The sequence below is a fragment of the uncultured Aquimarina sp. genome (assembly GCF_947496855.1).
GTDB lineage: Bacteria > Bacteroidota > Bacteroidia > Flavobacteriales > Flavobacteriaceae > Aquimarina.
Genome location: NZ_CANMED010000004.1, coordinates 630690 through 643284 on the forward strand (window position 1 = coordinate 630690; position 12595 = coordinate 643284).

General features: G+C 32.9%; 9 protein-coding genes. 2 read left to right on the forward strand and 7 right to left on the reverse strand.

Going from position 1 to position 12595, the window contains the following annotated elements:
• Window positions 1-18: 18 nt before the first annotated feature.
• Window positions 19-1245 (reverse strand): Glu/Leu/Phe/Val dehydrogenase dimerization domain-containing protein, encoded by a 1227-nt coding sequence (locus tag Q0921_RS15020; RefSeq protein WP_299258210.1) that lies wholly within the window; start codon window positions 1243-1245, stop codon window positions 19-21.
• A 439-nt stretch (window positions 1246-1684) separates the two neighbouring features.
• Here Q0921_RS15020 and Q0921_RS15025 point away from each other — a divergent pair, with 439 nt between their 5' ends.
• Window positions 1685-2827 carry an acyl-CoA dehydrogenase gene (locus tag Q0921_RS15025; RefSeq protein ID WP_299258211.1) on the forward strand — a complete coding sequence of 381 codons (1143 nt, stop codon included), beginning with the start codon at window positions 1685-1687 and terminating at the stop codon, window positions 2825-2827.
• A gap of 61 nt (window positions 2828-2888) precedes the next feature.
• Here Q0921_RS15025 and Q0921_RS15030 read toward each other — a convergent pair whose 3' ends face one another.
• The 6 genes from Q0921_RS15030 to Q0921_RS15055 form a co-directional block, all read right to left on the reverse strand.
• Window positions 2889-3863, reverse strand: coding sequence for a type I phosphomannose isomerase catalytic subunit (locus Q0921_RS15030; RefSeq protein ID WP_299258212.1), 975 nt, complete (start codon window positions 3861-3863; stop codon window positions 2889-2891).
• The gene (locus tag Q0921_RS15035; RefSeq protein ID WP_299258213.1) at window positions 3860-4993 is read right to left on the reverse strand and encodes a glycerate kinase; all 1134 of its coding nucleotides are present in this window, start codon (window positions 4991-4993) and stop codon (window positions 3860-3862) included. Before Q0921_RS15035 ends, Q0921_RS15030 begins: the two co-directional genes overlap by 4 nt.
• 15 nt (window positions 4994-5008) lie before the next feature.
• Complete coding sequence (locus Q0921_RS15040; protein WP_299258215.1) at window positions 5009-6610, reverse strand: sodium:solute symporter; 1602 nt, start codon at window positions 6608-6610, stop codon at window positions 5009-5011.
• 24 nt (window positions 6611-6634) lie between these two features.
• Window positions 6635-7264 carry a GNAT family protein gene (locus tag Q0921_RS15045; RefSeq protein ID WP_299258217.1) on the reverse strand — a complete coding sequence of 210 codons (630 nt, stop codon included), beginning with the start codon at window positions 7262-7264 and terminating at the stop codon, window positions 6635-6637.
• Between the two features lie 41 nt (window positions 7265-7305).
• Window positions 7306-8619 carry a trehalase family glycosidase gene (locus tag Q0921_RS15050; RefSeq protein WP_299258218.1) on the reverse strand — a complete coding sequence of 438 codons (1314 nt, stop codon included), beginning with the start codon at window positions 8617-8619 and terminating at the stop codon, window positions 7306-7308.
• A 97-nt stretch (window positions 8620-8716) separates the two neighbouring features.
• Window positions 8717-11308, reverse strand: coding sequence for a TonB-dependent receptor (locus tag Q0921_RS15055; protein ID WP_299258220.1), 2592 nt, complete (start codon window positions 11306-11308; stop codon window positions 8717-8719).
• Between the two features lie 135 nt (window positions 11309-11443).
• Here Q0921_RS15055 and Q0921_RS15060 point away from each other — a divergent pair, with 135 nt between their 5' ends.
• Window positions 11444-12472 carry a LacI family DNA-binding transcriptional regulator gene (locus tag Q0921_RS15060; protein WP_299258222.1) on the forward strand — a complete coding sequence of 343 codons (1029 nt, stop codon included), beginning with the start codon at window positions 11444-11446 and terminating at the stop codon, window positions 12470-12472.
• Window positions 12473-12595: the final 123 nt, after the last annotated feature.

Here is a 12595-nt window from a genome sequence, read left to right on the forward strand (position 1 = left end):
TTATTATTTGTGTTATAATTAAATCAATTGCTTGAATGCTATTTCAAACGCTGTTCTGCTTATATTTGTTTTAGAATTATCCTTATCAAAAATCTTTTGTATTGCACTCTTAATAGTTTGAGAAGTGTCATTAAAAATTGCTTCATCAGTCATTAATACTCTCCTCTCCATAAAATATGCAAATACTCTGGCCATTCCGCAGTTAGAAATAAAATCAGGAATTAAACTTACTTGCTCGTCTGTATACTCCATAATAGAACCGAAAAATATTTCTTTATCTGCAAAAGGAACATTAGCCCCGCAAGAAATAACTTCTAATCCTGAGTTTATCATCTGGGTAATCTGATTTTTAGTTATTAATCTAGACGCTGCACAAGGCGCAAATATCTCTGTCTGAAGTGACCAAATCTTATCATTTAGTTCCTCAAAAGGAATCAGCATTTCACTATATAACTTGTTCCCTTTTTTGTTCAGATATAGTTCTTTAATTTCTTCAAAGGAAAAACCCTCTTCATTTATCAATCCACCGGCGTGATCAATAATTCCTACAACTTTTGCTCCCATTTCAGAGAGATAATAAGCAGCAGCAGATCCTACATTACCAAACCCTTGAACTATAGCTTTTTTATCCTTGACAGTTCCACCATAGATGTCATAATAGTGTCTCACCGCCTCAGCAACCCCATACCCAGTAATCATATCGGCTACGGTATATTTTCTTGATGCGTCTGGCGAAAACGTAGTGTTTTCTAGAACTTTTATCACTCCCTGACGCAACTGTCCTATTCTATTAATTTTATCTGCTTCTGTAGGTTGAAAATGACCATTAAAAACACCTTCTTGAGGATGCCAAACTCCACAGTTCTCTGTTATCGGAATTACTTCATGAATTTCATCAACATTTAAATCTCCACCTGTTCCGTAATAGCTTTTTAGTAATGGCGAAACTGCTTTATACCATCTTTCTAACACCCCTTTTTTTCTTGGGTCGTTAGGATCGAAATTAATTCCTGATTTCGCCCCACCAATATTTGGCCCGGAAACCGTGAACTTCACTTCCATTGTTTTTGCTAAAGAGAGGACTTCATTCATATCCAAACCTAAACGCATTCGCGTACCACCACCTGCAGCTCCTCCTCTTAATGAATTAATAACTGTCCAACCTTCTGCTTCAGTTTCAGAATCTTTCCAGTTAAAAACTATTTCTGGGGCTTTATTTTCGTATTTTTTTAATAATTCTTTCATTTTATAAAACTTCAATTTATATACATTTTTGTCTCAAGACACTGCCTTATCTAAATTTCTAATTAAATATTCCTCCATTACGGAGTTAGTGTTGTCTCATAAAAAATGTTCTTTAATAAATTGAAAATAATCTCCAATAAGAAACTTCACAAATATAAAAAACTAAATAGGGCAAAGCTCAAATTAAAATAATAATAATTCAAAAAATATTTTCTTTCTTAACCAAAGAAAATATATCAAAAATTAGTTCATCCAAAATTTCAAAATCTAAGAAAATTAGTCTGACAAAAGAATATATCAAAAAACGAAAAAAACATCAAAACTATCTTATTATAACTTATATTTGTAGGATTAATAAAAATATCGAGTTTATCTCGACTTATTTTCATAAAAAAGTTGAATTCGCGTGTTATGCACGCACAGTAAATTAGGATCAAATATGGACTTTAAACTATCCGAAGAACAATTAATGATACGCGATGCTGCTCGTGATTTTGCAAAAGCTGAATTATTACCAGGAGTAATCGAACGAGATAATAAACAAGAATTCCCTACTGAACAGGTGAAAAAAATGGGAGAACTTGGATTTTTAGGAATGATGGCTTCTCCTGAGTACGGAGGTGGCGGCATGGACACTTTATCATACGTCCTAGTAATGGAAGAATTATCTAAAATAGATGCCTCTTGTTCAGTAATTGTATCTGTAAATAATTCTTTGGTATGTTGGGGCCTTGACACCTATGGAACTCCAGAACAAAAAGAAAAATACCTAAACAAACTGACTACAGGAGAATCTATTGGAGCATTTTGCCTATCTGAACCTGAAGCTGGTAGCGATGCTACTTCACAAAGAACTACTGCAATTGACAAAGGTGATCATTATATCCTTAATGGAACTAAAAATTGGATAACTAATGGAGGGACTGCTGACTATCATTTAGTTATTGCGCAAACGGATAGAGAAAAGAAACATAAGGGAATCAATGCTTTTATAGTAGAAAAAGGATGGGAAGGTTTCGAGATTGGCCCAAAAGAAGATAAATTAGGAATTAGAGGTAGTGACACACACTCTCTTATTTTTAATGACGTAAAAGTTCCTAAAGAAAATCGAATTGGAGACGATGGATTCGGATTCAAATTTGCTATGAAAACATTAGCTGGTGGTCGTATCGGTATTGCTGCACAAGCATTAGGTATTGCTGAAGGAGCCTACGAACTAGCGAAGGAGTATTCTAAAGTTCGTAAAGCATTTGGTACAGAAATCATGAATCACCAGGCTATTGCATTTAAGCTTGCGGATATGCACGTACAAATTGAAGCTGCAAGAATGTTAGTATATAAAGCTGCAATGGACAAAGATAACCACGAGAATTATGACCTATCAGGAGCTATGGCTAAATTAGCTGCATCTCAAGCAGCAATGGATGTAACTATTGAAGCAGTTCAGGTTCACGGGGGTAATGGATTTGTAAAAGAATACCATGTAGAACGATTAATGAGAGATGCAAAAATTACTCAAATATATGAAGGTACTAGTGAAATACAGAAAATTGTAATTTCCAGAAGTATTCTTAGAGATTAATTAGTTAAATATTCTCTATTTAAAAGCCCAAATCGCAATAGCAATTTGAGCTTTTTTTTAGTTACACGGATACTTCTAGAAATTTAGCTTTCTCTAAAGGATCAATCGTAATATCTATAAGGTTCGCTGGAACAAAAATAGTTTGTCCTCTTTTGATAGTCATTTGTTCATCAATAGAGGATATTGTTCCTTTACCTTCTAGACAAATAAAAATTCTAAAAATATTTTTCTCCTGCTTCAACTTCATTGTTTTTGTGAGTTCTATATATCTTGTAACAAAAAAAGGAGTTGATACTAATGAATTAATTTTATTCTCATTTTTATCATATTCAGTTTTATATGTATCTATCGGTTTAAAGTCTATAGCATCTATTGATTGGTCAATATGCAATTCTCTTTTTTTATTTGTTTTTTGATCAATCCGATCATAATCATACACCCTGTAAGTTATATCTGAAGTTTGCTGAATTTCTACTAATAGAATTCCTTTTCCGATCGCATGTATTCTTCCTGCAGGAATATTAAAAACATCTCCTGTAGTTACTTTTTCGAAATTCATTTGAGATAGGATTTCCGAAGCAATAATGCTTTTCAAAAAAGTTTTTTTATTTAATTCACTTTTAAAACCCAGTACTAATTCTGAATCTTTATCAGCATCTAAAATATACCACATCTCATTTTTCCCAAAACTTCCATGTCGTTCTTTTGCCAAGACATCATCCGGGTGTACTTGTATTGACAGAGGAGCAGCTGTATCTATGAACTTAATCAATAAAGGGAATTTATTTCTAAATCGGTAATAACAATCTACTCCAACCAAATCTGCACCAAATTCTTGTATTAGCTCATTAATTGTTTTCCCTTTATGTTTACCTGTTGAGACTATAGTTTCTTTATTAGCTACACCAGATATTTCCCAGCTTTCGCCAATATGATCATCAGTGCAGCTTTTGCCTAAAACTGTTTTTAATCTATTACCTCCCCAAATTTTGTTATAAAACAAAGGATCAAATCTGAGAAATCCTATATTTTTCATTTATTAACTTTTAATAGTTTAGCAAAATTGAGGGTCGCAAATTTTAGATTATAATAACTATTTGCTATTGCTTCGTCTAATGTTACAATTTCTTTTAGGATTGAACACACATAACTAATCTGCAATGTCTCAAGGGATTTCAAAGAAATATCTACTACACCACAAAATGCAGCTACAGTCACATTAGCATTTTTCCCACTTTTTATCACTCCCTTTATTGTCTTACCAGAAATAGTTTGTTCGTCTAATTTACCCTCTCCTGTAATAATCCAATCTGCATCTTGTAACTGTGTGTCTAGTTGTGCTATTTCTTTCACCAATTCTATCCCTGGAGTTAATTCGGCTTTTAGGAAAGTAAGTGCGGCAGCTCCCATACCTCCAGCAGCTCCTGCTCCTTTTTCTTTTTGTAAATCCACACCAAACTGAACTGTTAGCAATTCTGCCATATGTATTAATCCTCTATCTAGATATTCTACTTCTGTATCGGAGGCCCCTTTTTGTTTTGCATATATTTTTGCTGCTCCATTAGCTCCATATAATGGATTATTCACATCACATGCAATTTTAAAGTTGACATCTAATAGATTAGGATGCACGTTATCAGCCATAATCGTGGCTATAGAAGACAAATTTTTCCCTACAGGAATTACACCTTCTCCATTACTATCTAAAAAACGATATCCCAAAGCACTTGCCATGCCAATACCACAATCATTGGTACTACTTCCTCCAATACCTAGAATAATAGTTGTTGCGCCTTTACTTATTGCATCTAATATTAACTCTCCTGTTCCATATGTAGAGGTATTCATACAATTTTGATCCACCTTTTCTAATAATTTCAAACCAGATGCTTCAGCCATTTCTATATAAGCGGTCTTGGTTATCCTATCAAACAAATAATTTGCTTTAATTTCTCGAAAAAGAGGATCCTTTACTGGTACTATAATTTTATCGCCTTTTAGATAATATCTTATCACCTCCATTGTTCCATCGCCTCCATCGGCTAATGGAAGCTTAACAATTTTTGCATCTGGCATTACAGCGAGTAATCCCTCTTCTACCGCATCACAAAATTGAAAACCATCCAGAGATCCTTTAAACTTATCGGGGGCTATTACAAATTTCATTCTTCTATAAATTATTTAAAACGCTTTTGGCAATAGCCAAGCAATAATTACTATCAATATAAAATAGCTGATCAATAGCGCTACCTCTTTTTTTCCTTTATAAAAAACTGTTTCTAATGTAATCTCCTTTTTACCAGCCATAATCATACTGGCTCCATAGCCAATTATTATTGTTACCAAACACCCAATGGCGTTCCACCAGAACCAAAATATTTCTGGCACAAATAACCATAAGTATATATTACATAGCACCCCGGATACAATTCCGATATTTGCTCCAAATGCGTTTGTTCTTTTGGTGAGGATTGCCAATATGAATACTGCCAAAATAGGCCCATAAAAAACAGAGCTTATTTTATTAATCACCTCGATTACGGTTCCTTCTATATTTCCGGCAAAAAAAGCAAAGAATAAACAAACGACACCCCAAAAAATTGAAAGTACTCTAGAATATTTCACATAATCCTTACTAGAAAGATCTGTTTTATATCTCTTTACAAAATCTTCCATGGTTACTGCGGATAATGAATTTACAGTAGAACTTAGTGTAGACATTGCCGCAGACATAATGGCAATAATCAAAATCCCTATAATTCCGTTTGGGAGATAATGGATAATAAATACGGGGACCATCAAATCGGCCTTCTTGCCTTCTAAAGAATCAAAATTAGATTGATATACTGTATTCATAGCCTGCATAAAATCTACATCGGTCATTAGTAAGGTTCCTAGAACTAATCCCATAACGCAGTAAGTTAAAGTTATAGGAAACCTAAATAAACCATTGGCTAGCAATAATTTTTTGATAGTGGACATATTATTAGCAGATAATAATCGCTGAGACTGTGTTTGATCTGTTCCATAATAGGATGCATATAAAAAGAAGCCTCCTATCACCATGGGCCAAAAACCAAATTCATCTTGTTTGTCTGAATTATTAAATCCCCATTTAGAAAAATCCACAGCAGTCAATCTACTTTTATCAACATTAGTCAAAAAATTGTCTATTCCCCCTAATTCACTAATACCATAAACCAAGCAAATAATAATACCTAGAAATAAAATAATCATCTGTATGACATCCCCCCAAATTACAGCCTTCATTCCTCCTTGATAAGAATAAATTAAGGTAATAACTCCGATAATCAATACCGAAACCCAAAAATCAACACCTATTGTTGCCTGTAAGATCAAAGACATTGTATATACCATAACTCCTGTAGCAACCGATCTACTGATCTGAAAAACAAAACTTATTAATAATCTAGAAGATGCATCAAATCTTTCTTCTAAAAACTCATACACGCTAATAATTCCTGATTTATATAATGAAGGAATAATAGCTATCAGTATAAAAGCCATCGCTAATGGCACTCCTAGTTCATAAGTAAGCCATTGCAATCCTCCTCCTTCTTTTAACCCAACAAAAGCTGGAGCTGAGATAAAACTTATGGCAGATAACTGAGTTGCCATAGTAGATAAACTAAGTGGAAACCATTTCATTTGATTTCCTCCTAAAAAATAATCCTTAGAGGTTGTATTTTCCTTAAAAAAATAACCAATTCCCAAAAATCCAATGAGATATAATACGATAATAATATAATCTATATAATTCATATGTCCTATATAATATATTGGTAACTAATAATTGTTTTTGGAGTTATTCAACTTATTTTTTAATTGAGATTTCACTTCAGCATCCCATTCTTTTTTAAGAATACTGAATAAAATGGCGTCTGTTCTTCCTTTATTATCCAACGAAGGGAAAAATTCTCTCAATACTCCTTCCTTTTTACATCCAACGCTTTCCATTGCAGCAATACTAATGACATTTCCAGCATACGCTCCAAAACCTATTGTTTCAAACTCCATCTTTTCGAATGCAAATTGGAATAATAGATATTTACAATGCTTGTTCAAACCAGTACCTCTATAATTTTTCCCAAGCCAAGTATGCCCTAATTTTATCGAGTTAAAAACTGATGAAAATTCATAAAATCGAGTGGTTCCGGCATAGCTATTTTTTCTTTTATCAAAAACTATAAGAGGATATTCCTTTTCATAATTTCGATTTTGGATTGCTGATTCCACATATGTAGTTAGGCTTTCTAAATCATTTCCCTTTTCAAAAAAATACAACCATATATACGGATCATCGGAAATCTTTACTAATTGTTTTATATGCTCTATCCTAAGAGGCATTAACTTTATTACATCATCTTCCAAAATATAGTCCTCAGAAAAATTAAATCCTATGCTTTGTTTACTCATCATACTAAAAGATCAATTGAATTATAAAAAATCATCATGAATTAATTATGGAGCAAATCTATTATCAATGCTGCGCTCCAAGAAAAGTTATTACCTCCATATCCACCTTTATTTTTATCAACATATATCTCCTTTCTTGAATCAAAATATTCATAAAAACCTGCCTTACTAATTAATTCTATAGAATCATTTTTAACCTGCTCTGATAGTTCTTTATAACCATATTCTTTTAATCCATAATACAACATCCAATTGAGGTTAATCCAAACGGGACCTCGCCAATATTTTTTTGGATTAAAACGTTCATTAGTAGGATCAAAAGATGCGCATAAGTATTTATCATCTCCTCCAAAACGTTCTTGCATTGTCTTAACTAAAATTTCCGCCCTCTTTTTATCAGGTATTCCTGCAAATAATGGCGAAAATGAAGAAGACGAAACATATGCTATTTGCTTATCGTTTCTTAAATCATAATGCACATATGCATTTAATTTTTCGCTAAAGAGTTTTTCATTATACCTTTGTATACTTTTTTCTTGCCATTTTTTTAATTGTGCAATTTTACTACGATCACCTATTAGTCCATACAAATTGATCAGAGATTCGTTGGATTTAATCAACATTGCATTAAACAAAGGATCTTGTATTAAAAATGGGGATTTTTCCGCAATTTCTTTATCATCATAATTATGACTCTTAGCGATTTCAATAATATGAAGATAATGATCATATTCTCTTTTTGAGGGGCGTTGTGATGCATCTACATGTGTAGTATCTCTCCTTTCAAATTCGTATTCTGGAGGATTCATAGTATCCCAAATATCATCCCAAATGGGTGAGTTATCCGTTCCAGACTCCCAATTATGATATATGTATACCAACCCTTCATTCTTTGGATCTCTCTGTTCATAGAAATATTGATGATTTCTATATACTTTATCTATGCACTTTTTAATAAAAGATAACATATCTGCTTTATCTTCTACCACTCTATATATTTCTTCTAAAATGAATCCTGTAATCGGTGGTTGCGTCATACCTGTAGAACGCCATTTCTTAGAAGATTGGGGATGTAACTCCGATTGATGAAAATCAGGTCCAGGAAAATAGGTATCGCTATCCGTATGAAAAACAATATGGGGTATAAAACCATTATTCCACTGAGCATCTAACAAGGTTTCAATTTCCTTTTTAGCTTTAGGAATATCAAAATAGGCATACCCCAGCGCTATAAATCCTGAGTCCCATTTCCATTGAAAAGGATATAAACCTTCACAAGGGATTGTAAACCCTTCTTTTTGAAAATTTTTAATTAAAATTTCTTTTGCTTCTTCTATTATTTTATTCTTTTCCATATTCAAAATAAAAAAAGCACTGATGACTTAATAAAACATCATCAATGCTTTACGTTTCTAAAAACAATCATTAACAATTAAATATTTATAAAAAACATCAGAAATTAAATGTAGCATTAAAAAATAATCGTATTGGTAAAACAGGTCTTCCTACAAAATAATCTGCTTCGGTCTGACCGTCTCCTAATCTTGGTGATCCCTCAGTAATTCCTGCAGAATTAAACAGGTTAAATACTTGAGTTCCTAATCGTAATGTTTCACCATTATCTGCAAGATCAAAAGTATATCCCGCATCAAAATTTGCAATCCCAAAACCATCTAATTCAATAGTATTCGTCTGATTAGCAAATTTATCACCAGTATAATTATATCGTAGACTACTATCAAACTTACTATTATCATATTGTACTCCTACATTAAATAAGAAATTTGGTTGTCTTCTTAGATCATTACCTTCTATGCTTGGATCATTTTCAGATTTTGTGATCTCATGTGCTTGATATGTTAGGGATCCATTTAGATTAAAGTTTTCATAAAACTTCCAATTTCCTGTTCCTTCTATACCGATAGTTCTAGTGTTTTGTACGTCTACTTCTTCAGTAAATCCGCCTCCAGGTGCGTTTACAAAACTTATTGTTCTTCTGTCACTTAGTGTTGTTCCATAAGCAGCGAATGTTCCAGAAAAGTTACTTACTCCATACTTAACACCTAACTCACCTTGTAATATATTCTCTGCTTCATATGAAGATGGATTTCCATTACCATCAAACTGTGTTCCTCTTAATTCTGGAAAGAAATATCCTCTAGAAAAGTTTCCATACACACTCATATCATCATTAAGCTTATATAATGCAGCTAAAGCAACTGCAAAATCTGTTGCAGATACATGCCCTCTAGTAAAACTACCATTTCCCCAGGTAACTTCATCTAATCCTGCTATACCGGTATTATCAACTATAAAAGAAGATGTCCCTTCTGTTTCAATATCGCCAGAAGCTCTCTCTACCCGCACTCCTATATCAAAATTCCATCGTTCTAATTGAATTTCATCTGTTAAAAACACAGCGATTTTATTACTTGATATATTTCGGTTTTGATAACTAAGACCTCTATAAGAGACACCATTTACAGTATGATTAGACACGTTAATCAATCTTGGTCGATTATTAAACTCACCCAAATATCTTGTAATCACGTTAAAATCTCCACCTTCGGATCTAGAAAGAAATGTACCTAGCGTGATATTATGTGCATCAATTGTTTTTGTTAGCTTTATATCTGCTACTAATTCTTTAAGTGGTCTACTTCTATCTAGTATCCTATTTTCGAATAACAATGAATTTGCAGCAACTGGTTCTCCATTTAGATATGTAAAAGTTTCGGCTCCTAAACCACGAGCATCCAAATATTGTTGCTGTGTCTCCACAGGTCTCGCTCCTCCAACTCCACTACCATCCAAAAAGAGATTAAATTGATGTTTGTATTTTGAATATCTAAGTTTTGCATCTAATTTAAAAGTGTCAAAATTCTGTTTAAAATTTACATTAAGATACCCTCCAACAGTAGACACACCATCCTCTATTGGGGAATTATAAATACCATCGGGAGTAGCATATGATATATCACTAGCATCCGAAGTCTGTAAAGTAAAAATATCGTCTCCATCATTTCCAGTAGCACGATCCCTACTCCCTCCTTCTAGTGGTAATGGTAAAAAGAACTGTACCTGATCATCTATTAATTGACCAGAAATTGTAATTGATCCATTATTTAATACTTTTTTGATATTTCCACGTAATTGAAACCCTTCTGTAGGTAAACCCGTTTTTAATGGACCATCATCATATCTATAAAACCCCGAAAGTGCATAAAACGTATTAGAATTTTCTCCGCCCAAAGGGCCACTGGTTGCAAAATCTGCTTTGTACCTAGAGTTTGAAGCCACTTCTGTGCGAATAGTCGTTTTAGGTGTTACTGTTCCTGTTCTACTCGTATAATTAATAATACCTGCTACAGAACCCACACCGTACAAAATTGAAGCTCCCCCTCGTACAAATTCTAAATTACTAAATCCTATATCATTCCTAAAATAGACATCGTGAGCAGAAGAATTTAATCCAAATGTACTTAATACAGGCATTCCATCAATCTGTAAAGGATTAAACTGAAATTGGCCTCCAGAAGGCAACCCTCTTACAAATATATTAGACGCTACTTCTCCACCACCACCTTCTGCAGTAATTCCAGGTACACTTCTCAATATATCTGCCTGGCTACTCGTATTTACTTTTGATAATTGTTGTGCATTTAATGCTGTTATTGACAAAGCACTTTCTTTCTGCGATCTTGTAGTTGATGTAGCCGTTAATAAAATTTCATCAAGTGCTTCTCCTCCTTCTGATAAGGAAACATCTAAGCTAATAGGTGTTCCTTCTAATAAAAGTTCTTTTGTAAATGTTTCATATCCAACATACGAAATCGAAATCGTATAACTCCCAATAAAATCTGTAGTTAATGTGAAATTTCCATCAAAATCACTGGTGGCCCCTAACGATGTTCCTTTCAACAAAATATTAGCCCCAGGAATTAAATTTCCTGCTTGATCTTTAATATTCCCATTGATCTCTGTTTGCGCGTGAACAAAAATTAAAGAAAACATAAAAAACATACTTAGAATTAGTTTTTTCATAAACTTGTCTGTTATATTAGCGTTGCGTTTTAATAATATTTTAATAAAACTACAACCCCAACTCTAAGATTACATCAATTTTTTAACAAAAAAACTACGCAAACGTTTGCGAAAACGTTTGCGGATTTAAAAAAAATGATTAAAAGACATATTACTTTAAAAGATTTATCAAAAGCGTTGAATCTATCTATTTCAACCGTCTCTAGAGCCCTAAAAGATCATAGTGACATTAGTATTAAAACGAAACAAAGAGTGCAATTACTTGCTAAAGAACTAAATTATGTCCCCAATAGTATTGCCCGAAACTTAAGAAATAGCAGTAGCAAAACTATTGGTGTAGTTATTCCTAATTTACAATTAGATTATAGTTCTAGGATAATCAATGGTATGATCCAAGAGTCAAGAGAAAAAGGATACCAACTTGTCATTTCAGAATCTGGTCATAGTTATGAACTCGAAAAAGATATTATAATTAGCATGATTAAATCTGGTGTTGACGGTATTCTTCTTTCCCTAACCAATTTTACAAAAAATATTGATCATGTACTTGAGGCCATGGAACATTGCCCAATTGTTTTGTATGATAAAGTATCTGATAAAGTACCTTGTACTAAAATCATTGTTGATGATGAGATAGGAGCAAAAAAAGCCGTAGAACATCTTATACAACAAGGAAAGAAAAACATATTGTATATTAATGGGCCTGACCATTCTTTTAATGCAAAAAAAAGATTAAAAGGCTACAAAAGTGCTTTACAATCAAACGATATTATAGTAAGAGAAGAACTAATTATCCAATGCCAGAATGTTTGTATCGCAGAAGGAAAAATAGCTACAGAAAAAGCTTTGGAAAAAGGATTAGAATTTGACGCGGTTTTTGCCGTTACTGATAATGCCGCAATTGGTGTAATTAAAAGTTTAAAAAAGCACAATATCAATATTCCTGATACAGTAGCTGTAATAGGTTTTAGTAATTCTAAAAATGCAACTATTATAGAACCCAATTTATCATCTGTAGAACAACCAGGTTATAAAATTGGTAAGTATGCTGTTCAGTACTTAATACAAGAGTTAACGGATAACGCTATAAAAACATTCTCCAAAACATTAGAATTAAAAACATCTTTAAAGATTAGAGAATCTTCTTCTTCTTATATTACTTGAAAAAGATTGAAAATCAGAGTACTCAACCACAACGATATTTTTTTTGATTTTATAGGGTATAAAAAAAACCCTTCATTATATAATGAAGGGTTTTCAAGGAAGGCGGCGACCTACTCTCCCACG